This window comes from Pseudomonas shahriarae, from assembly GCF_014268455.2.
Lineage (GTDB): Bacteria > Pseudomonadota > Gammaproteobacteria > Pseudomonadales > Pseudomonadaceae > Aquipseudomonas > Aquipseudomonas shahriarae.
This window is the reverse complement of sequence record NZ_CP077085.1, coordinates 5,489,871-5,509,962: the sequence shown is the minus strand read 5'-3', so window position 1 is coordinate 5,509,962 and position 20,092 is coordinate 5,489,871. Positions and strand designations below refer to the sequence as shown.

The 20,092-nt window shown below is 61.0% G+C and carries 19 protein-coding genes; 9 read left to right on the top strand and 10 right to left on the bottom strand.

From position 1 onward, the window contains the following. Positions 1 to 265 precede the first annotated feature (265 nt). The 5 genes from HU773_RS24670 to exaC all read right to left on the bottom strand — a co-directional run bounded on the left by HU773_RS24670 (position 266) and on the right by exaC (position 6,210). Complete coding sequence (locus HU773_RS24670) at positions 266 to 724, bottom strand: GNAT family N-acetyltransferase (protein WP_057438990.1); 459 nt, start codon at positions 722 to 724, stop codon at positions 266 to 268. Between the two features lie 105 nt (positions 725 to 829). Continuing rightward, on the bottom strand, positions 830 to 1,669 hold the full coding sequence (gene eutC, locus HU773_RS24665; RefSeq protein WP_057438991.1) for an ethanolamine ammonia-lyase subunit EutC: 840 nt from the start codon (positions 1,667 to 1,669) through the stop codon (positions 830 to 832). Beyond that, positions 1,666 to 3,060, bottom strand: coding sequence for an ethanolamine ammonia-lyase subunit EutB (locus HU773_RS24660; protein ID WP_057960716.1), 1,395 nt, complete (start codon positions 3,058 to 3,060; stop codon positions 1,666 to 1,668). Before HU773_RS24660 ends, eutC begins: the two co-directional genes overlap by 4 nt. A gap of 52 nt (positions 3,061 to 3,112) precedes the next feature. Then, positions 3,113 to 4,546 (bottom strand): ethanolamine permease, encoded by a 1,434-nt coding sequence (eat, locus tag HU773_RS24655; protein ID WP_057438992.1) that lies wholly within the window; start codon positions 4,544 to 4,546, stop codon positions 3,113 to 3,115. Positions 4,547 to 4,689: 143 nt separating this feature from the next. Continuing rightward, positions 4,690 to 6,210, bottom strand: a complete 1,521-nt coding sequence (gene exaC / locus HU773_RS24650) for an acetaldehyde dehydrogenase ExaC (RefSeq protein ID WP_057438993.1) — start codon at positions 6,208 to 6,210, stop codon at positions 4,690 to 4,692. A 291-nt stretch (positions 6,211 to 6,501) separates the two neighbouring features. Here exaC and HU773_RS24645 point away from each other — a divergent pair, with 291 nt between their 5' ends. The 5 genes from HU773_RS24645 to HU773_RS24625 all read left to right on the top strand — a co-directional run bounded on the left by HU773_RS24645 (position 6,502) and on the right by HU773_RS24625 (position 12,460). Beyond that, positions 6,502 to 8,415: a sigma-54-dependent Fis family transcriptional regulator gene (locus HU773_RS24645; protein ID WP_186625018.1), complete on the top strand. Its 1,914-nt coding sequence runs from the start codon at positions 6,502 to 6,504 to the stop codon at positions 8,413 to 8,415. 402 nt (positions 8,416 to 8,817) lie between these two features. Further along, entirely contained in the window at positions 8,818 to 9,939 is a 1,122-nt protein-coding gene (locus tag HU773_RS24640) for a hypothetical protein (RefSeq protein ID WP_186625020.1), read from the top strand. A gap of 268 nt (positions 9,940 to 10,207) precedes the next feature. Further along, positions 10,208 to 11,557, top strand: coding sequence for a UDP-N-acetylmuramate:L-alanyl-gamma-D-glutamyl-meso-diaminopimelate ligase (gene mpl, locus HU773_RS24635; RefSeq protein ID WP_057960713.1), 1,350 nt, complete (start codon positions 10,208 to 10,210; stop codon positions 11,555 to 11,557). Further along, positions 11,554 to 12,183: a flavin prenyltransferase UbiX gene (ubiX, locus tag HU773_RS24630; protein ID WP_038443595.1), complete on the top strand. Its 630-nt coding sequence runs from the start codon at positions 11,554 to 11,556 to the stop codon at positions 12,181 to 12,183. Before mpl ends, ubiX begins: the two co-directional genes overlap by 4 nt. Further along, positions 12,176 to 12,460: a YceK/YidQ family lipoprotein gene (locus HU773_RS24625; protein WP_128593935.1), complete on the top strand. Its 285-nt coding sequence runs from the start codon at positions 12,176 to 12,178 to the stop codon at positions 12,458 to 12,460. Before ubiX ends, HU773_RS24625 begins: the two co-directional genes overlap by 8 nt. A gap of 127 nt (positions 12,461 to 12,587) precedes the next feature. On the opposite strand, the gene HU773_RS24620 is transcribed toward HU773_RS24625, so the two are convergent. The 3 genes from HU773_RS24620 to HU773_RS24610 form a co-directional block, all read right to left on the bottom strand. Beyond that, positions 12,588 to 13,229 (bottom strand): oxidoreductase, encoded by a 642-nt coding sequence (locus HU773_RS24620; protein WP_186625022.1) that lies wholly within the window; start codon positions 13,227 to 13,229, stop codon positions 12,588 to 12,590. Between the two features lie 29 nt (positions 13,230 to 13,258). After that, positions 13,259 to 14,977 (bottom strand): C13 family peptidase, encoded by a 1,719-nt coding sequence (locus HU773_RS24615; protein WP_057960710.1) that lies wholly within the window; start codon positions 14,975 to 14,977, stop codon positions 13,259 to 13,261. A gap of 138 nt (positions 14,978 to 15,115) precedes the next feature. Continuing rightward, on the bottom strand, positions 15,116 to 15,571 hold the full coding sequence (locus HU773_RS24610) for a MaoC family dehydratase (RefSeq protein WP_057438998.1): 456 nt from the start codon (positions 15,569 to 15,571) through the stop codon (positions 15,116 to 15,118). Positions 15,572 to 15,778: 207 nt separating this feature from the next. Here HU773_RS24610 and HU773_RS24605 point away from each other — a divergent pair, with 207 nt between their 5' ends. From HU773_RS24605 to HU773_RS24590, 4 genes are all read left to right on the top strand, one after another. Next, the gene (locus HU773_RS24605) at positions 15,779 to 16,141 is read left to right on the top strand and encodes a CidA/LrgA family protein (protein WP_057438999.1); all 363 of its coding nucleotides are present in this window, start codon (positions 15,779 to 15,781) and stop codon (positions 16,139 to 16,141) included. Continuing rightward, positions 16,138 to 16,854, top strand: a complete 717-nt coding sequence (locus HU773_RS24600) for an LrgB family protein (protein WP_057960709.1) — start codon at positions 16,138 to 16,140, stop codon at positions 16,852 to 16,854. Before HU773_RS24605 ends, HU773_RS24600 begins: the two co-directional genes overlap by 4 nt. Positions 16,855 to 16,875: 21 nt before the next feature. Beyond that, the gene (locus HU773_RS24595; protein ID WP_057439001.1) at positions 16,876 to 17,466 is read left to right on the top strand and encodes an LON peptidase substrate-binding domain-containing protein; all 591 of its coding nucleotides are present in this window, start codon (positions 16,876 to 16,878) and stop codon (positions 17,464 to 17,466) included. A gap of 107 nt (positions 17,467 to 17,573) precedes the next feature. Continuing rightward, positions 17,574 to 17,780 (top strand): hypothetical protein, encoded by a 207-nt coding sequence (locus tag HU773_RS24590; RefSeq protein WP_057439037.1) that lies wholly within the window; start codon positions 17,574 to 17,576, stop codon positions 17,778 to 17,780. A 1-nt stretch (position 17,781) separates the two neighbouring features. Here HU773_RS24590 and HU773_RS24585 read toward each other — a convergent pair whose 3' ends face one another. Together HU773_RS24585 and HU773_RS24580 are read right to left on the bottom strand one after the other, a co-directional pair. Beyond that, positions 17,782 to 19,098 (bottom strand): bifunctional DedA family/phosphatase PAP2 family protein, encoded by a 1,317-nt coding sequence (locus tag HU773_RS24585; protein ID WP_057960708.1) that lies wholly within the window; start codon positions 19,096 to 19,098, stop codon positions 17,782 to 17,784. Between the two features lie 159 nt (positions 19,099 to 19,257). After that, the gene (locus HU773_RS24580; RefSeq protein ID WP_128592771.1) at positions 19,258 to 19,941 is read right to left on the bottom strand and encodes a DNA-3-methyladenine glycosylase; all 684 of its coding nucleotides are present in this window, start codon (positions 19,939 to 19,941) and stop codon (positions 19,258 to 19,260) included. Positions 19,942 to 20,092: the final 151 nt, after the last annotated feature.

The window sequence follows — 20,092 nt, the reverse complement described above, 5'->3', positions numbered from 1 at the left end:
GCCCGTGCGGAGGCTTCGGGCAATAAGGCTACGTGTGTATGCCGTTTTTCCTACAACCCTAAAACGTCGGCATTATACGGACTGAGTGATGAAAAGCGTGCTGGTTTTGTAGCGGGGGATGTCGCGGCTATTCTGGCTAGCACTGATCCAAATGTGGGAGCGGGCTTGCTCGCGATAACGGTGGGTCAGTTAAAAATACATCAACTGAACCACCGCTATCGCGAGCAAGCCCGCACACATTTTTTGGGTGTTTGGGTGAATGGCTTCAGTCTTCGCTGATCGGCAATGTGTAGTTCTTGAACTCGGTATCTTCGCGAAAGCCCATGGACTCATAGGTCTTCTGCGCCACCGCGTTATTACTGCTGGTGGACACGCGCAAACGCACGGCATTGGTTTCCTTGGCCATTTTTTTCGCGGCGCGCATCAGGTTGTCGGCCACCAGTTGGCGGCGGGCGTCCTCGGCGACGTAGATGTCATTGAGGATCCACACCCGTTTCAACGACAGCGAAGAAAAGCTCGGATACAGCTGGCAGAAGCCCAGCAGCTTGCTGTCGTCGTCATCCGGCAGCGCCAGGTAGATTACCGACTCCTTGCGCCGCAGACGCTTCTCCAGAAACGCCCGGGAGGAGTCCGGAAAGGGCAGCGCGCCATAGAACTCGCGGTATTTGACGAATAATGGGGTCAACAGGTCCAGGTGTTCCAGAGTCGCTTGAGTAATCCGCATGCTAGGCCTCAACTTCTATAGGAATACAACGGCAAACGGTCCATTACTCGGGCGCCCGCTGCTTGATGCTGCCTAAAGCGGTGAAAAATCGCAATCGTGCCGGCATCAGTCCTTGGTTGGGCTGAGCAGGAAATTGCCTTTCATCAGGTCCGGATCATCCGATTCCAGGGTCTGAACCTGCGCCTCATCCTTGAGATTGACCCCCGACAACTGCCGCCGACAGGCCTCGCGCATCAGGTACAGCAGGCGGTGCGCGGCCATGCCGTAGCTCAGACCCTCCAGGCGCACATTGGAAATACAGTTGCGGTAGGCGTCGGTCAGGCCGACCTTGGGGTTATAGGTGAAGTACAGCCCCAGGCTGTCCGGCGAGCTGAGCCCTGGCCGCTCGCCGATCAGGATCACCACCATTTTTGCCCCGAGTAACTGGCCGATCTCATCGGCCACCGCCACCCGGCCTTGTTCCACCAGGATCACCGGCGACAAGGACCAGCCTTCAGCGTGGGTCTGTTCTTCCATGCGTGTCAGAAACGGCACGGTGTGTTTATGCACCGCCAGCGCCGATAAACCATCGGCCACTACCACCGCCAGGTCCACACCGCCCGGGTTGGCCTGGGCGTAGTCGCGCAGGGTCTGGGCCGACTCATCGCTCAGGCGCCGTCCCAGGTCCGGGCGTTGCAGGTAGCTGTGGCGGTCGGGCGCGGCGCTGTGCAGCAACAGGCTATCGCGGCCGCGCTCGGCCATCTGGCTGCTCAGGCCGGTATGGTCAAACGGTAGGTGTACCGCGTCGCGGGCCTGGGCATGGGCGAACTGGAAGTCCAGTTGCGCGCCGGTGGGAATACTGGTGCCGGTGCGGCCCAGGGCGATTCGCGCCGGGGTCAGGCGCCGCAGCTCCAGCCAGGGGTTATCGCTTTCAGGTGTGTCGATTTGCACTGGAGGTTCCTTCATCCCAATTGCGCCAAGGCGTGGCGGAAGGCTGGTGGCAGGTTGTTACCAAACCGCACCTTGCCATCGGCTTGCGTGAAGATGCCCATTTTCGCCAGCCACTGCTCAAACTCCGGCGCGGGCTTTAAACCCAGGGTTTGCCTGGCGTAGAGCGCGTCGTGGAAGGATGTGGTCTGGTAGTTGAGCATGATGTCGTCGGAACCCGGGATGCCCATGATGAAATTGATTCCGGCTACGCCCAGCAAGGTCAGCAGGGTGTCCATATCGTCCTGGTCGGCTTCGGCATGGTTGGTGTAGCAGATGTCGCAACCCATGGGCACGCCGAGCAGCTTGCCGCAGAAATGGTCTTCGAGGCCGGCGCGGATGATTTGCTTGCCGTTGTACAGGTACTCGGGGCCGATAAAACCGACCACCGTGTTGACCAAAAATGGCTTGAAGTGCCGCGCCACAGCATAGGCACGGGTTTCGCAGGTTTGTTGATCAATCCCGAAATGCGCGTTGGCCGACAGGGCGCTGCCCTGGCCCGTCTCGAAATACATCAGGTTTTGCCCCAGAGTCCCGCGATTCAGGCTCAGGCCTGCGTCGTAGCCTTCCTGCAGCACATTCAGGTTGATCCCGAAGCTGGCGTTGGCCGCCTCGGTGCCGGCGATCGACTGGAACACCAGGTCCAGCGGCACGCCGCGGTTGATCGCTTCGATGGAGGTGGTGACGTGGGTCAGCACACAGGCCTGGGTCGGGATCTCGTAGCGCTGGATGATCGCGTCGAGCATTTCCAGCATGGCGCAAATCGAGGCGATGCTGTCGGTGGCCGGGTTGATGCCGATCATGGCGTCGCCGTTGCCGTACAGCAGCCCATCGAGGATGCTCGCGGCGATGCCCGCCGGTTCATCCGTCGGATGGTTAGGTTGCAGGCGCGTGGACAAGCGCCCGCGCAGGCCCATGGTGCCGCGAAACTGGGTGACGACGCGGATCTTCTGCGCCACCAGCACCAGGTCCTGCACACGCATGATCTTCGACACGGCGGCGGCCATTTCCGGGGTCAACCCTGGCGCCAGTGCACGCAGGCTGTGTTCGTCGGCCGCGTCACTGAGTAGCCAGTCCCGCAGGCCGCCGACGGTCAGGTGGCTGACCACGGCAAAGGCCTGCTGGTCGTGGGTGTCGATGATCAGCCGGGTGACTTCGTCGCTTTCGTAGGGGATCAGCGCCTCTTCCAGGAAGTGCTTCAACGGGATATTGGCCAGGGCCATTTGCGCCGCCACACGTTCGCCGTCGTTCTGTGCGGCGACGCCGGCGAGAAAATCCCCGGAGCGGGCGGGACTGGCCTTGGCCATCACGTCCTTGAGGCTGTCGAAACGGTAGGTCAATGCACCGACCGAGTGGGAAAAACTTGCCATACAGACTCTCCATGACGACGCGGGCGGTGGCCCGCGACGTGGTTTACGGCGTTTAGTGCAAGGCGGCCTCTGCGGCCTGGATCGCCGCGAACTCTTCTTCCGGCGTGCCTGCTACCAAGTGATGCCGACTGTAGAAAGCGAAGTAAGCAATTAATACTCCATAGATGATCGCCGCGCCAATCACCACGCGCGGATCCACCAGGAAGCCCGCCACCACGGCGATGCAGGCCAGTATCAGGGCCAGGCCCGAGGTGAAGATGCCGCCCGGCGTGCGGTATGGGCGCTCCATTTTGGGGCGACGGATGCGCAGGGTGATGTGCGCGGCCATCATCAGCACGTAGGAAATGGTCGCGCCAAACACCGCCACCAGGATCAGCAGGTCGCCTTGGCCGGTCAGCGACAGGCCAAAACCGATGATCCCGGGAATGACCAGGGCCAGCACCGGTGCCTTGCTTTTATTGGTTTGCGACAGTTTGCGCGGCAGGTAGCCAGCGCGGGACAGGGCGAAAATCTGCCGGGAGTAGGCATAGATGATCGAGAAGAAGCTCGCGATCAGTCCGGCCAGGCCCACCAGGTTGACGAAGCTGCCCATCCAGGTCGAGCCGCCGTAGGCCAGGGCCAGGGATTCCACCAACGGGTTGCCGGACTTGATCAGCGCCAGGGTGCCGGCGCCGCCGGGGGCAATCACCAGGATCAGCAGGGCAAAGCTGGTGAGCACCACAATCGCGCCAATCAGGCCGCGGGGCAGGTCGCGCTTGGGGTTCTTGGTTTCTTCGGCGGCCAGGGGCACGCCTTCGACGGCGAGGAAGAACCAGATCGCATAAGGAATCGCGGCCCACACGCCGACATAGCCGAACGGCAGGAAACTGCTGGCGCCCTTGGCTTCGGTCACGGGAATGTCCAGCAGATTGGCGACGTTGAAGTGCGGCACCATCGCCACCAGGAACACGCCCAGGGCAATTGCGGCGACGGCGGTAATCACAAACATCAACTTCAGCGCTTCACCGACGCCAAAGATATGGATGCCGATAAAGATGATGTAGAACGCCAGGTAGATCATCCAGCCGCCAATGCCGAACAGTGATTCGCAATAGGCACCGATAAACACCGCGATGGCGGCGGGGGCGATGGCGTATTCGATCAGGATCGCCGTGCCGGTGAGAAATCCTCCCCAGGGGCCGAAGGCGCTGCGGGCAAAACCATAGCCGCCACCGGCGGTAGGGATCATGGAGGACAGTTCGGCCAGGGAGAAACACATGCACAAGTACATGGTGGCCATCAGGAGTGTGGCGAGGAACATCCCGCCCCAGCCGCCTTGGGCCAGGCCGAAGTTCCAGCCGGCGTAGTCGCCGGAAATGACATAGGCAACGCCGAGGCCGACTAATAGCACCCAGCCGGCGGCGCCTTTTTTCAGTTCTCGTTGTTGGAAGTATTCGGAGCCGACTTTTTCGAAGTCGACGGAGGATCCTGTCGGTTCGCTAGGCATGGGAAAGTACCTTGTTTTTATTGTTTTAACTCGGCGGATGTCTGCCGAATGCACGTCGCAACTATTGATGAAGATCCAAGTGTGGGAGCGAGCAAGCCCGCTCCCACATTTAATTGCATTTCAAGTGTGGGAGCGGGGGAGGGTTAGAAGAAACCCAGTGGGTTGATGTCGTAGCTCACCAGCAGGTTCTTGGTCTGCTGATAGTGATCCAGCATCATCTTGTGCGTCTCACGGCCCACACCGGACTTCTTGTAACCACCAAACGCGGCATGCGCCGGGTACAGGTGGTAGCAGTTGGTCCACACACGCCCGGCCTTGATCGCCCGGCCCATGCGGTAGGCGCGGTTGATGTCGCGGGTCCACAAGCCGGCACCCAGGCCAAACTCGGTGTCGTTGGCAATCGCCAGGGCTTCGGCTTCATCCTTGAAGGTGGTGATGCTCACCACCGGGCCAAAGATTTCTTCCTGGAACACGCGCATCTTGTTGGTGCCCTTGAGCAGGGTCGGCTGGATGTAATAGCCGGTTGCCAGGTCGCCGGTCAGTTTCTCCACTTTGCCGCCCGTCAGCAGCTCGGCGCCTTCGCCCTTGGCGATTTCCAGGTACGACAGGATCTTGTCGAACTGTTGCTCGGACGCCTGGGCACCCACCATGGTGTCGGTGTCCAGCGGGTCGCCACGCTTGATCGACTCGACCTTCTTCATCACCACCTTCATGAAGTCGTCGTAGATCGACTCTTCCACCAGCGCGCGGGATGGGCAGGTGCACACTTCGCCCTGGTTGAAGAACGCCAGCACCAGGCCTTCGGCGGCCTTTTCGATAAATTGCGGTTCGGCTTTCATGATGTCGGCGAAGAAGATGTTCGGCGACTTGCCGCCCAGCTCAACGGTGGACGGAATAATGTTTTCGGCCGCGCAATGCATGATGTGCGAACCCACCGGCGTGGAGCCGGTAAAGGCGATCTTGGCGATGCGCTTGCTGGTCGCCAGGGCTTCGCCCGCCTCCTTGCCGAAACCGTGCACCACGTTCAGCACGCCCGGTGGCAGCAGGTCGCCGATCACTTCCATCAGCACGTTGATGCCCAGCGGGGTCTGCTCGGCAGGCTTGAGTACCACGCAGTTACCGGCGGCCAGGGCGGGCGCGAGTTTCCAGGCGGCCATCAGCAGCGGGAAGTTCCACGGGATGATCTGCCCGACCACGCCCAGGGGTTCGTGGAAGTGATAGGCGGCGGTGTGTTCGTTGATCTCGGCGCTGCTGCCTTCCTGGGCGCGGATGCAGCCGGCGAAGTAGCGGAAGTGGTCAGCGGCCAGGGGGATATCGGCGTTGAGGGTTTCGCGTACGGCCTTGCCGTTGTCCCAGGTTTCGGTGATGGCCAGCAGTTCGAGGTTCTGTTCGATGCGGTCGGCGATTTTCAGCAGCACCAGCGAGCGGTCCTGGGCCGAGGTCTTGCCCCAGGCATCAGCGGCGGCGTGGGCGGCGTCCAGTGCCTTGTCGATATCTTTGGCAGTGGAGCGTGGGAATTCGGCGATGGGCTTGCCGTTTACCGGCGAAGTATTGGTGAAGTAGTTGCCATCTATCGGGGCCACAAATTCGCCACCGATGTAGTTGCCGTACTTGGCCTTGAACGAAACGATAGCGCCTTCAGTACCGGGGTGTGCATAACGCATGGTGGGTATCTCCTGACTTCTTATGTTTATTGGAGTGCAGCGTGGCTGCGCTTGATAAAGCGTAGAGCAAAGGTCGGGCCAGTGCCCTCCAGGCCAGGTAAATCAAGGCTTTAGGGTTTGTTGCAAGGCGTTGCTGTGACAGCTTTGGGACAGTCGGGGTGACAGTTTGTACCACCGGCGATACAACCTGTGACCCATGGGTCGCCCCGGGATTGCAATGCGCCAAGGCGTGGAGGATGCTGGGCGTCCCGGTCCGCGGTGTGTCCCACGCAACAGGAGAACAATAAGAAGATGCAAAACGATCATTTCAGCCGCCATGCCCGGCAAGTCCTGACGGTCACCCGTGGGCAAGACCCGCTGCACGGTCCCGGCAGCGATCCCTCGATTGCCCGTTCCTGGCTGCGCTGCCTGGAGGACTATCACCTCGACCCGGCACTGACCATTGCCCCCACGGTGCTGGAGCACGATCGCCTGCTGGAAAGCCGCGAGCGCCTGCAGCAGGTGCTGCACATCGCCGGCACCGAAATGAACAATTTGCATCAACAGCTTTCCGGCGCCGGGCACGCGGTGCTGTTGACCGATGCGCGCGGGGTGATCCTCAACTGCGTCACCGCGCCTAGCGAGCGTAAGGTGTTCGAGCATGCCGGCCTATGGCTCGGCGCTGACTGGAGCGAGGCCTGTGAAGGCACCAACGGCATCGGCACCTGCCTGGTGGAGCGCCAGGCCCTGACCATTCATCGCGATGAACACTTTCGCGGGCGCCACACCGGCCTGACCTGTTCCGCCAGCCCGGTATTCGACCCCCATGGCGACCTGCTGGCAGTGTTGGACGTGTCCTCGGCCCGTGAGGCGGTATCGCGTCAGAGCCAGTTCCATACCATGGCGCTGGTCAATCTGTCGGCGAAGATGATCGAGAGCTGCTACTTCCTGCGCCACTTTGAAAACCACTGGTTGCTGCGTTTCCACCTGCAGGCCGAATCCGTGGGCCTGTTCAGCGAAGGGCTGCTGGCGTTCGACGGTGAAGGGCGGATCTGTGCGCTCAACCAAAGCGCGCAGAACCTGCTGGGGCTGCCACGCGGGCGTTTGCTGGGCCTGCCGGTGGAGATGTTTTTCGACTGCCGCCTGGATGACTTGCTCGGCCGCGCCAGTGCCAACGCCAGCGCCAGTTGGCCCCTGCGCACCCGCGATGGGCGCAGCCTGTTCGCGGTGTTGCGCGGCGAGGCCCGGCGGGCGCCCGGCCCACGGGTTCCGGCGCCGCCCAAGGTCGAGCGGCCGCGCGTGCCGGGCATCTGCCTGGGCGATGAGGCGCTGCAGAATGACTTTCGCAAGGCCCTGCGGGTCTTTGAGCGCGACGTGCCGCTGCTGATCAATGGCGAAACCGGCTCCGGCAAGGAGGCATTCGCCAAAGCCGTGCACCATGCCAGCCAGCGTGCCGACAAACCCTTCGTCGCCCTGAACTGCGCGGCCATCCCTGAGAGCCTGATCGAGAGCGAATTGTTCGGTTATCGCGGTGGCAGTTTCACCGGCTCCCGCAAGGAAGGCATGCGCGGCAAGCTGCAACAGGCCGATGGCGGTACCTTGTTCCTCGATGAAATCGGCGATATGCCGCTGGCGTTGCAGACCCGGTTGCTAAGAGTGTTGGAAGACCGGCTGGTGGTGCCCATTGGGGGTGAGCCGCAAGCGGTGGACGTGCGGGTGATCAGCGCGACGCACCGCAACTTGCAGGAACGTGTGCGTGACGCCAGTTTCCGCGAGGACTTGTATTACCGGCTCAATGGCCTGGAAATCGCCTTGCCGCCGTTGCGCGAGCGCACTGACAAGTCGCAGTTGCTGGACTTTCTCCTGGCGCAGGAAGCGCAGGGGCAGACAATCGTACTTGATGACGATGCGCGTCAGGCACTGTTGGACTTCTCGTGGCCGGGTAACGTGCGACAGATGCGCACGGTGTTGCGTACGTTGGCTGCACTCTGCGAGGGCGCACGGGTCGGGTTGAGCGATCTGCCTGCGATAATTGGCCGGGTGCCTGTCCAGGCGCGAACCGTCGTCAAGCAGCCGTTGGAAGATGCCGAGCGGCTGGCATTGCTGAACATGCTGGAGCAGCAGCGCTGGCATATGACCCTTGCTGCAGAGCAGTTGGGCATTAGCCGCAATACGCTGTACCGCAAGCTGCGCAAGCATGGAATTGCGTTGCGTTCTGCGGGCTGAGCGAGGGTAAAGACCGCTCCTGTGCTTTGACGCCTGTGCTGATCAATTCGCCCTCATGATCTCTGTTCAATGGGTATGGGTGTAATAGGGGTTAATATATTTGTTGTGAAGTTGTGTGTGATTGCTAGCTTACTGGTTGCGACTTGGCGGGGTGATTATTTAATGCATTTATTGTTTTTAGGTGTTTGCATGATTCGTCGGTGTGAAAAGTGTTGCGGTTGAGGTGTGACGCTATTGGTTGTAATGGTTCATTTAATTTGTGTGTTGTGTGGAACTGAAGTCTGCCTATCTCATACTCAAGTGGAAAGGATGGTTCATCGTTTATGATGCTTTGACACTAGGGATGAATAAAATTGATAGTAATCACGTCGTTGACGTGTTTTTTACTATATAGGTGGCAATATGAATATTTCAGGTTTTCCTGTTTCGGTTCCGTTGCACGTGAATGATCCCGTGGATGGCTTGCCCCGGCACCAGGCATCAGCCGTTACGAAAAGTGCGTCCTACTTTGATGAAACGGCGCAAACTCCAGACACCCAGGCGTCCAGCGAGGCGAACAGTACGGGTGAAAATTCGGGTGAAGGCGCCGTGCGAGTCAGGCGCGGGTTTGGATCCCCTCGCCTTCCTCGACCGTTTTCCAGCGCAGGATCAAAGACCCTTAAAGTCCCCTCTAACGGGATCGCCGGTAAATTTGTACAGACAGCGTCAGTAAAGCCCAATGTGGCTCCCCGTCCGACTGCAGGGGCCTCGAACAGCAAGGGGATAGCTAACTTCAGGGACATTGTGTTCAAAACGCAGCACCCTGGCGCCTCACTGCCCGTTGGGCCCAAGCCCGTGGTTGCGCAACCCAAGACATTTGGCGATGTTGCCACCAATCTGATTGCGGCTGATCGCCTGGTCAAGGCCGGTGTGTTTAAAACCGATACACCTTTGAAAACTGTAGCTCGCGATGCTTTTGTGAATGCGTCCGTAAATGGCCTGGTTAGTACTCCGTTGAGTATTGGTACTTATGCCGGATCGGTTTGGAGCGGTGAAACCATCAAGGGTAGCTTTAGCGCCACTACCCCATTATTGCCCCCGGCCCACCAGCCGGCTCCGAGTCAGCAATCCAATGGCGTTACGCCAGCGGCAGGCGGTACAGGAGAGCAAGACGCCACAATGATTAAGTTGCGGTTGGATAATGCCGAGACAAAGTTGCTGTACGCGGTTAACACTATTCAACTGCTGGCTGAGGGAGGGGATGGTGAGGCTCTTACGAAAGATCCGAACTGGCCAACCGAGACAAATGCGCGTATCAAAAAACTTGAGGAGTTGTACGGCGCAGCAGAGAAAAATATGGAGCTGACGGCTGCGGAAAACGGTTTTATTTTCAAGCCGTATAAAGAAGAATCAGTGGTCGAGCCTAAAACTGTTACCAGTCGCCTGGATGTACTTGATAAAAGGAACGAAACAATCAATAACTTCATTGCAAGGATGGTTGCCATTCGGGAAGTGGAAACAAAAGGCAAGAAAGAGATAGTTTGATAGTGGTCTGTCTGCTTTTGGTTCGGTGGTTTGAGTTCGGTTGTATTTTTTACTAAGTAGCAGCTGTCAGGCCCGGTATTTTGCGGGAGTTCCTAAATGCCGGGCTTGATTCCAGTGTACTGAATTGCAAAAAAGAGTAGAAAAGTCCCTCGACTGTTTATCAGTGAGCGCCACGCTCAGTGGCGGAAAAGATCGCACGCTAATCGCTAAAAGAGTGCGAATTTTCCCACCCTACGCTAACCTGCCTCGATGTTTTACGAGGTCGACTATGCACATTCATATTCTCGGTATTTGCGGCACCTTCATGGGCTCAATGGCGGTCCTGGCCAAAGAGCTGGGGCATCATGTCACCGGCTCCGATGCCAATGTCTATCCGCCCATGAGCACGCAGTTGCAGGCCCAGGGCATTGAGCTGACCCAGGGTTACGACCCGGCGCAATTCGATCCGGTCCCGGACCTGGTGGTGATCGGCAATGCCATGTCCCGTGGCAACCCTGCCGTGGAGTACGTGCTGAACAAAGGCCTGCCCTATGTGTCCGGCCCGCAATGGCTGGCCGATCACGTGCTGCAGGGCCGCTGGGTGCTGGCGGTAGCCGGTACCCATGGCAAGACCACCACCAGCAGCATGCTGGCCTGGGTGTTGGAGCATGCAGGCATGAGCCCCGGCTTCCTGATCGGCGGCGTGCCACAGAATTTCTCGGTGTCGGCGCGTTTGGGCGATACACCGTTTTTTGTGATCGAGGCCGATGAATACGACAGCGCCTTCTTCGACAAGCGCTCCAAGTTCGTTCACTACCGCCCGCGCACGGCGATTTTGAACAACCTGGAGTTCGATCATGCGGACATCTTCCCTGATCTGCCGGCCATCGAGCGGCAATTCCACCATCTGGTACGCACCATTCCCAGCGAAGGCCTGGTGATTCACCCCACCACCGAGCCGGCTTTGCAGCGCGTGATCGAGATGGGCTGCTGGACGCCGGTACAAACCACTGGCGCCGGCGGGCAGTGGCAGGTCAAGTTGTTGAGCGAGGATGGTAGCCAATTCGAAGTGCTGTTTGAGGGCGAGGCCCAAGGCATCGTCGATTGGGACATGACCGGCCAGCATAACGTCGCCAACGCCCTGGTGACCCTGGCTGCAGCCCGGCATGTCGGCGTGGTACCGGCCATGGGCATTGCCGCGCTGAGCGCGTTCAAGAGCGTCAAGCGGCGTATGGAAAAGGTCGCCGAAGTGAACGGGATTACCATCTACGACGACTTCGCCCACCACCCCACGGCGATTGCCACCACCCTCGACGGCCTGCGCAAGCGCGTTGGCGATGCGCCGGTGATTGCGATTATCGAGCCGCGGTCCAACTCCATGAAGCTGGGCGCGCACCGTGATGGCCTGCCGGAAAGCGTCAACGATGCCGACCAGGTGGTGTGGTACGCGCCAGCCAACCTGGGTTGGGACCTGGCAGCCGTGGCCAGGCTTTGCACGGTGCCGTCGATTGTCAGCGACTCCCTGGAAGGCATCATCGAACGGGTCAAAAGCCAGGCCAAGCCCGGTACCCACGTGGTGATCATGAGCAATGGCGGCTTTGGCGGCCTGCACGGCAAACTCGCCGAGGCGCTGCAATGAGCGGGCCGGAGCGCATCACCCTGGCGATGACCGGCGCCTCCGGCGCGCCCTATGGCTTGCGTTTGCTCGATTGCCTGGTGCGCGAAGACCGCGAGGTGCATTTCCTGATTTCCAAGGCTGCGCAATTGGTGATGGCCACCGAGACTGACGTCTCGCTGCCGCCCAAGGTGCAGATGATGCAGGCCTTCCTGACCGAATACACCGGTGCGGCGGCGGGGCAGATCAAGGTCTATGGCAAGGAAGACTGGATGTCGCCCGTGGCCTCCGGCTCCGGTGCGCCGGCGGCAATGGTGGTGGTGCCGTGTTCCACCGGCACCCTGTCGGCGATCGCCACCGGTGCCTGCAACAATCTGATCGAGCGCGCGGCGGACGTGACCTTGAAGGAGCGCCGCCAGTTGATCCTGGTGCCGCGCGAGGCGCCGTATTCGAGCATTCACCTGGAGCACATGCTCAAACTGTCGAATATGGGCGTGACCATCCTGCCGGCGTCGCCGGGCTTTTATCACCAGCCGCAGACCATTGATGACCTGGTGGATTTCGTGGTGGCACGGATTCTCAACTTGCTGAACATCCCCCAGGACATGTTGCCGCGCTGGGGTGAGCATCATTTGAGCAGCGATGAATAAAGTCCTGCTGATCGTGCTGGGCCTGCAACTGGCAGGCTGCGCCACCGTACGCACCCTGGATGCGGCGAAACCCGGTGCGCCGGTGGTGTATGCGGGCACGCGCCTGGATCTGTATGCGATGCAGGGTGGTTGCTGTGCCATGGACCGTTTTGGCGCCGAAGCGCCGAGCTACCCGGGCCTCGACCTGCCGGCCAGCGCGCTGCTCGACACGCTGCTGTTGCCGCTGTCGGCGTTGACGGTATTGGGGGTTGGGTTTAATGCGACGGGTGGGTTGTAGCCTGTAGCGATAGTTGTGGTCTGGGCGGGCCCCATCGCAGGCAAGCCAGCTCCCCCATTTGATCGGTGAATGCATTCATGGGGGAGCCGGGCTTGCCCGCGATGAGGCCCGCCCGGTCACCGCAGATTCACTTGCCGAGCTTACGCAACTCATCCGACTCGACAATCCGCACCCCGTCCTGCTCCTCCAGGGCCAGGCGCCACATGGCCCGGGCCAGCTCGCACACTTCGATGCCACGATACTTGCCGGGAATCAGCCGCGACAACGGCCCTGCGAGTTTCTCCGCCAAGCGTGTCTCCAGGCGCTCGCCCAGTAGCAGCGAGGGCCGCACGATGGTCAGTTGTGGCCAGCCCTGAGCCTGCAAGGCCTGCTCCATCTCACCCTTGACCCGGTTATAGAACACCGAGGATTTGGGGTCGGCGCCTATCGCGCTGATCACGATCAGATGCCGTGCACCCATCTCCCGGGCGCGCTTGCCGAACGCCACCACCAGGTCCAGGTCTACGGCGCGGAACGCCTGCTCGGAACCTGCCTGCTTAAGCGTGGTGCCCAGGCAGCAGAAGGCCAGGTCGACCCGGCCGCTCAGTTGTGGCAGCAATGTGCTGGGGTCGCCGACCAGGTTTTCCAGGCGCGGGTGTTCGGCCAGTGGCCGGCGGCTGGGCGCCAATACGCGGGTGACGGTAGGCTCGTTGAGCAGGCGGTCCAGCAGATGTTCCCCGGTCAAGCCCGAGGCTCCGGCAAGCAATATATGCTGAGGCGTCAAGTACATAGTGTTTCCCCCCTTGATACAGTTTCAGCTTAGTTGCTCTTTGCTTCCTTGCTATTGATAGAGACGCTTTCCAGCGCCTTTCGTGCCTGCTGTTTACGTAATTGTTGCCAACGGGCGATCACACTCTTGGGGGCCCAGATCTGTGGTTCGGAGGCTTCGAAGTTGTCCGCCATTTCCCGTTCGGTCACATGCCGTTGGGCCAGCTTGAAGGCGTGCAGCAAATCGTCGGTCTGGGTCAGGGCCTGGGCGAACAGGGCGTCGCCAAAGTAGGTGAAGTCGGCTTCTTCCGAGCAGCCAAACGACACGCGGTCGGCGCGGGAGGCGGTCATGATCAGGGTGTGTTCATCCTTGAGCGCCGGGATGAAACCGCCGGAGTAGCAGGCGGAAATCACGATGACTTTGTCGCGGTTTTTCAGCGGCGCCATCACCGCCGCCAGCTCGTCGCTCGGCAGGTCGGCCAGCTCCATGCGCGGTTGGTCGAGCACCAGTTGATGTTCGTGGGTGCCGTGGCTGGTCAGGTAGATAAACACCAGGTCTTCGGGGCCGGCGCGCTCGGCCAGGGTCTGCACGGCGCGGCGCAGGCTTTCGCGGGTCGCCATCGGGCGGTAGGCGATATGGTCGCGGTGGTTGACCAGGCGGATCTGCCCGCGGGCGCCGAAGCGGCTGCTCAGTAGGTTGCTGACGTAGTCGGCCTCGCGCAGGAATACGCTTTGCTTGCCGTCACCGGCCACCACCAGGCTGTACAGCTCGACAGCCGGGGTGGATGCCGGCACGGCGGCGAGGGCGTCGTCGAGCAAGCGGCCCTGGGCCAGCACCCCGACTTCCAGGGTGTCGGGCAACAGCTTGCCGTCGGCATCGCGTACGCGCAGGCCGTTGGCCCAGGTCCCTGCTTGCACCGTGCCATCGGTGAGTACCAGGGTGCCTTGGCCGTGATAGCTGTCGTTGTCGAAGCCGCCGATGTAGAAGCTGCCATCGCTGAGGTTCAGGCGCCCCTCACCGGTAAAGCGCCAGTCACTGAAGTACCCGATGTAATGGCTGCCGTCCACGCCGGTCAGCTCACCCTTGCCGCTCAGGGCGCCTTCGCGGAACTCACCGGTCCACACGTCGCCGTCGGCGTTTTCGTAACGACCCTTGCCGTTGAGTTGGTTCTGCTTGAAGTGGCCGACGTACATGTCGCCTTCGGCGCTGTTGAAGGTACCGTTGCCTTCCAGTTGGCCATTGACGAAACGGCCGCTGAACTGGTTGCCGCTGTCGTCGTTGCGCTGGCCTTCGCCGTTGGGCTTGCCGTGGGCAAATTGGCCCTGGTACTGGCTGCCGTCGGGCAGTTCCAGGCGGCCGAGGCCGGAGTATTGGTCGTCTTTGAATTCGCCGCGATAGGTCATTTGCCCCTCTTTGAGGGTGCCTTCGCCGTTGCGCCGGCCTTGCTTGAAGCCGCCGACGTAGGTGTTGGCCGCCGTGGTCAGGGTGCCCTGGCCATCGAACAGGCCCTGCTGGAACTGGCCTTTATAAACCTCGCCATTGCTGCCATGCCATTCGCCCTGGCCGTGCCATTGGCCTTTGTCGAATTGCCCGGCGTACCAACTGCCGTTGGGGTAGTCCACCCGGCCCTGGCCTTGCAGCAGCCCATCGACTACATCCCCGCGATAACGCCCACCGTCCGGCAGCCGGGCATCGGGCGGCAACAGGGATTCGCCGTCGCCGCAAGCGGTGAGCAACAAGGCGAGAGCAAGGGGGACGAGTGGGCGCATAGCGGGATCCGGGTAATTGAGCGCCGAGTATGCCGCAGCGGGGGAAGCTATACCTAGTGGTCTGTGTGCGAATAAGGACTTGTCGGCGATGGCGCGGCTGCTGGCGCTATCGCCGGCAGGCCGGCTCCTACAGGTGTGTCAGACGAAGCACAGTGACAGCGACTCGGCGATGTAGGCCGGTTTTTCCTGGCCGTCGATTTCCAGGGTGCAGCTGGCCTTGAGCAGCCACTGGCCAGGCTTTTTCTCGGTGGCGTCGGTGAGGGTCACCGCCAGGCGTACCTTGGAGTTGACTTTCACCGGCTGGATAAAGCGCACGCTGTCCAGGCCGTAGTTGACCGCCATCTTCAAACCCTCGGGCATGATCAGGATGTCTTCGATCAATTTGGGGATCAGCGACAGCGACAGAAAGCCATGGGCGATGGTGCTGCCAAACGGAGTCTGGGCGGCTTTTACCGGGTCGACGTGGATGAACTGAAAATCGCCGGTCGCTTCCGCGAACAGGTTGATACGCTCCTGGTCGATGGTGAGCCATGCGGAACGTCCCAGTTCCTTGCCGACATATTCATTGAGTTGCGCTACAGGTACAAAGGGCATTGCGACTCTCCTTGGTTCATCTATCTCTCCCTGGCGGCACGGGCACGCTGGCGCCGGCAGGGGGTTGTTGTTTTAGGTGGTTTGCAGAGAACCAATGTAGATCATCATGGGCAAATGGCCCGGTCAACCCACCATGCTTTTGGCGAATGCCTGTTCATAGGAGCGGCGTGCTTATAATGCCCACGGGCTTTTGGGGGAGAAAAACCCATGTTGTTACGCGGTTTGACATGGCTGGTGTTGTTTCAATTGCTGGGCACGGCAATCAATCACTTGTTCCTGCCGGTTTTGCCGGGGCCGATTGTCGGCCTGCTGTTGCTGCTGGCGTATCTGGTGTGGCGCGGCGAGGTCGGTGAGCCACTGAGCCTGGCGGCCGGCAGCCTGTTGCGTTACCTGCCGTTGCTGCTGGTGCCGCCGGCAGTGGGGGTGATGGTGTATGCCAAGGACATTGCCGCCGACTTCTGGGCCATCGTCGGGGCGCTGGTGTTGTCGCTGGTGATTGCCATGGCCTTTGTCGGCGTGCTCATGCAAAAGCTGGTCAAGCGCCAGGCACAGCGGGAGGAGGGGCAATGACCTTCGATTGGCAGGGCGCGTGGGCTGCGGTGATCCACCATCCCTTGTTTGGCATCGGCATTACCCTGGGCGCCTATCAACTGGTGCTGGCGGGGTTCGAGAAAACTCGCTGGATCTTCCTGCAACCGGTGCTGGTCTCGATGTTGCTGGTGATCGGCGTGTTGCTGGGGTGCGGCCTGACCTATGTCGAATACCGCAAAAGTACCGAGATCATGAGCATCCTGCTGGGCCCGGCCACCGTGGCACTGGCGGTGCCGCTGTACCTGAACCTGCGACGGATTCGCCAGTTGTTCTGGCCGATTTTTACTACGCTGGTGGTGGGGGGCGTGTTTGCCACTGGCCTGTGCATTGGGCTGGGTTGGTGGTTTGGCGCCGAACACATGGTGCTGATGACCATGGCGCCCAAGTCGGTGACCTCGCCCATCGCCATGCTGGTGGCCGAGCAGATCGGCGGCGTCGCGGCACTGGCGGCGGTGTTCGTGCTGATCACCGGGGTCATCGGGGCGATGATCGGGCCGGCCTTTCTGTCGTATCTGGGCGTGCACACCCCGGAGGCGCGGGGCATGGCCCTGGGCATGACCGCCCACGCGGTCGGCACCTCGGTGGCCTTGCAGGAAAGCGAGGAGTGTGGCGCCTTTGCGGCATTGGCGATGAGTTTGATGGGCGTGGCTACGGCAGTATTCCTGCCATTGGCCGTGTCTTTGGCGATTTAAGTCGGGTTTAAGGAACGCTTTATGAGTCTGGCGCTGTTCCCTCTCAATACTGTGCTGTTTCCAGGTTGCACACTCGACCTGCAGCTGTTCGAGGCGCGCTACCTGGACATGATCAGTCGCTGTATGAAAAAGGGCGAAGGCTTTGGCGTGGTGTGCATCCTCGATGGCCAGGAAGTCGGTCTCGCGCCGGACGGCTATGCATTGATGGGGTGCGAAGCGCTGATTCGGGATTTCAAGCAGCAGGACAATGGCCTGCTGGGGATCCGTGTCGAGGGTGGGCGCAGGTTTCGGGTGCGGGAGGCGCAGGTCCAGCGCGATCAACTACTGGTCGCCGATGTCGAGTGGCTGCAAGAGCAGCCCGAGCGCCCGTTGGATGAGGAAGACGCCGACCTGTTGGCCCTGCTGCAGGCATTGGCCGAGCATCCGATGGTCGCCTCACTGGATATGGGCGCCGACGTGCACGGGCAGCAGGAACTGGGCAACCGCCTGGCCTACCTGTTGCCGTTTACCGACGCCGACAAGATCGAGCTGCTGCAGCTCGACGATCCGGTGCTGCGCCTGGATGCGATTCAGGTGCTGCTGGATGAATTGCAGGGCGAGCTGTTCGCTTGAGTGCCGTTATCTCGGAATAATCCGTGACCGCTTCGGATTTTTCATCGTTGCCGCGTGCCCATCGCCTGAAATAGTGGAGGCTCCGCCACCACTATCAGGGAATGAACATGATTCGATTATCGCCATCGGAGCAACTGGTCTGGGACGCATTTTTTGTCAGTGTGACCGCGCAAGTGATTCAGCAGGCCCGCGATCGCGGCCCCGAATACATTGCCGAGCGGGCTGCCGAAATTGCCGATGAAATGTTGCTGGAGCGCCGGGAGCGCTGCGCCGAACGGCGTCACGCTCCCGTGGACTGGGTCGGCCCGGCCTAGCTCAATAAGCGTAGCGCAGCAGGGCATGGGAGGTGCCGGTCAGGGCAAAGAACCCCAGGACCGCCACGCACCCCGGCACGATCAACCACCATACCTTCGGCGCCATGGGCGGCAGCAGGCTGTGGCGCTGGCTCAAGGTCAGGCTGAAGGCGCAGACCGTCATGGCCAGCAAGGTGCCGGCGAGGATATCACTCGGCCAGTGGGCCCCCAGATATACCCGCGACAACGCAATGGCAGCGGCCGGAATGGCGCCCAATAGCAGCCATGCCAGGCGCATGCGGGTCGGTTGGCCGCGACCGGCCAGCACCGCCAGCGCGAGGAAGAACGCAAACGAGCCAGAGGCGTGACCGCTGGGCATGCTGAAGCTGGTCAGCGGGTCGACGAGGATTTCTGGCCGGCCGCGGGCAAAGAACAGCTTGCTCCCGGTGTTGATCAGCGCGGCCCCGAGCAGGGTGGCACCGACGAAAATCGCCTGGCGCCATTGTCGCGCCAGCAGCAGCAGGCCGGTCAGCACCGCGCTGGCGACGAACATCTTCTTGAACTCGCCCAACTGGGTGGTCATCACCATGATCCGGTCCATCGCCGGGCCTCGGTGTTCCTGGACCAGGGCCATCAAACCCTGGTCAAAATGGTTCAGGTACGGATAACCGATAAACATCGCGATCAACAACGCCAGGCTGGCGCAGCCCATCCACAACGTGGCCCGGCGATGGCCGCGCAAGGTGCTGTTGAGGGCGATGCCGAACAACACGGCCAGGCACGCGGCAACCACCCCGGCCTCGGGCCAGAACCCTTCGGGCAGCGGCAACCGAAACGCCGCGCCGGCGGCCCAGCCCGGCAACAGATAGGCGATTGACCAGCCGGTGGCGGCCAGCACGCTGACGGCGGCAAAGCGCGGGAACGGCATATCACACATCCCGGCGACCATGGGCAGCATGGGGCGCAATGGGCCGATGAAGCGTCCTACCAGCAGGCTGACGATGCCGTACTTCTGGAAGTAGGCCTCGGCCCCGTCCATCCACTCGGGATGATGGCGCAAGCCGGGCAGGCGCCGGATGTTCTGGTGGAAATGCCGGCCCAGGTAGTAGGAAATTCCGTCGCCCAAAAGCCCGCCGAGCAAGCCCAGCAGCAGGGTTTCACTCAGGGACAGCGCGCCGCTGCCGGCCAGTGCGGCAATCGCAAACAGCAGCACCGTGCCTGGCACGATAATCCCGGCGATGGCCAGGCATTCCACAAAGGCGACGATAAACACCGCCGCGGCCAGCCATTGCGGGTTAAGGGTCAGCCAGCCAGTAATGCCATCGAGCCATGGGCCCATACAATCCTCTCCATCAGTGGTGATGTCCCTCTATAGGGGCGAGCTTGTGTGGGAGCGGGCTTGCTCGCGATGCAGGCGACTCGGTATGACTGACAGACCGAGGTGATGCTATCGCGAGCAAGCCCGCTCCCCCATAAGCCCATTCCTGCAGGGCATATTTCAAATCAAAACGTAATCGCGGCCTTCGACCTGGCCGCGTCGCAACGGGTTCCGTGTGCAATAGGGCGCATAGCCGCCATCGACAAAGCGATACATCAGGTGTTCATCGCGCCCGCCGGGAATGCCCAGGCGGGTGGTCTGGATAATCTGCGTGGGGGCCAGGCCCACATCCTCGACGTACAGCCGCTCCTGGTCGAAGCGCTTGGCGTCCCACATTGGCACCTTTAAACCCAGGGCCTTGCACAGCAGGGTTTGCCCGGCGCAAAGCTTCTGGGCCGGGCGCGGACGGCCGCTGGCGTCGGGGTTGTTGAGGAGCATTTGCGCCAGGCTGGCAGGCCCTGATACCTCATCCACCCAGGGGTAGGCCGACTTGATCAGCACGGCATTGCCTGGCCCCTGGGCACTGAAGTTCAGGGAGTCACCGCCACGGGCGTAGTACATATAGATGTGGCCGCCATCCAGAAACAAAGCCTTACGCTTTTCTGTGTAGCCGAGGGACGCATGGCTGCCTTTTTCGGCCAAATAATAGGCTTCGGTTTCAATAATTCGCGCCGACAGCCACAACTCGCCGACCCGATGGCGGATGACTTTGCCCAGCAAATCTTTCGCGAGCGTTTGCGCGTCGCGGTCGAAAAAGCCATCCGGCAGGGGGTTGGCGGGGAGCTTTGGGGGAGAACTGGACATGACGATGGACGGTTGCGCAGGCCAAATGTGACAGGATGATATCAACTTCAGCCTTAATCACCGCTGAACGTCGAGTTTTTACAGTTCATTTCGACCATCCGCCCCTCACCGCTGTCCGTAGGACGGCGCGACAGCTATAATCTGCCGCTTT

Coding starts and splice junctions, on each gene's coding strand:
- HU773_RS24670 (WP_057438990.1), bottom strand. CDS start 724: ATGCGGATTACTCAAGCGACTCTGGAACACCTGGACCTGTTGACCCCA.
- eutC (WP_057438991.1), bottom strand. CDS start 1,669: ATGAAGGAACCTCCAGTGCAAATCGACACACCTGAAAGCGATAACCCC.
- HU773_RS24660 (WP_057960716.1), bottom strand. CDS start 3,060: ATGGCAAGTTTTTCCCACTCGGTCGGTGCATTGACCTACCGTTTCGAC.
- eat (WP_057438992.1), bottom strand. CDS start 4,546: ATGCCTAGCGAACCGACAGGATCCTCCGTCGACTTCGAAAAAGTCGGC.
- exaC (WP_057438993.1), bottom strand. CDS start 6,210: ATGCGTTATGCACACCCCGGTACTGAAGGCGCTATCGTTTCGTTCAAG.
- HU773_RS24645 (WP_186625018.1), top strand. CDS start 6,502: ATGCAAAACGATCATTTCAGCCGCCATGCCCGGCAAGTCCTGACGGTC.
- HU773_RS24640 (WP_186625020.1), top strand. CDS start 8,818: ATGAATATTTCAGGTTTTCCTGTTTCGGTTCCGTTGCACGTGAATGAT.
- mpl (WP_057960713.1), top strand. CDS start 10,208: ATGCACATTCATATTCTCGGTATTTGCGGCACCTTCATGGGCTCAATG.
- ubiX (WP_038443595.1), top strand. CDS start 11,554: ATGAGCGGGCCGGAGCGCATCACCCTGGCGATGACCGGCGCCTCCGGC.
- HU773_RS24625 (WP_128593935.1), top strand. CDS start 12,176: ATGAATAAAGTCCTGCTGATCGTGCTGGGCCTGCAACTGGCAGGCTGC.
- HU773_RS24620 (WP_186625022.1), bottom strand. CDS start 13,229: ATGTACTTGACGCCTCAGCATATATTGCTTGCCGGAGCCTCGGGCTTG.
- HU773_RS24615 (WP_057960710.1), bottom strand. CDS start 14,977: ATGCGCCCACTCGTCCCCCTTGCTCTCGCCTTGTTGCTCACCGCTTGC.
- HU773_RS24610 (WP_057438998.1), bottom strand. CDS start 15,571: ATGCCCTTTGTACCTGTAGCGCAACTCAATGAATATGTCGGCAAGGAA.
- HU773_RS24605 (WP_057438999.1), top strand. CDS start 15,779: ATGTTGTTACGCGGTTTGACATGGCTGGTGTTGTTTCAATTGCTGGGC.
- HU773_RS24600 (WP_057960709.1), top strand. CDS start 16,138: ATGACCTTCGATTGGCAGGGCGCGTGGGCTGCGGTGATCCACCATCCC.
- HU773_RS24595 (WP_057439001.1), top strand. CDS start 16,876: ATGAGTCTGGCGCTGTTCCCTCTCAATACTGTGCTGTTTCCAGGTTGC.
- HU773_RS24590 (WP_057439037.1), top strand. CDS start 17,574: ATGATTCGATTATCGCCATCGGAGCAACTGGTCTGGGACGCATTTTTT.
- HU773_RS24585 (WP_057960708.1), bottom strand. CDS start 19,098: ATGGGCCCATGGCTCGATGGCATTACTGGCTGGCTGACCCTTAACCCG.
- HU773_RS24580 (WP_128592771.1), bottom strand. CDS start 19,941: ATGTCCAGTTCTCCCCCAAAGCTCCCCGCCAACCCCCTGCCGGATGGC.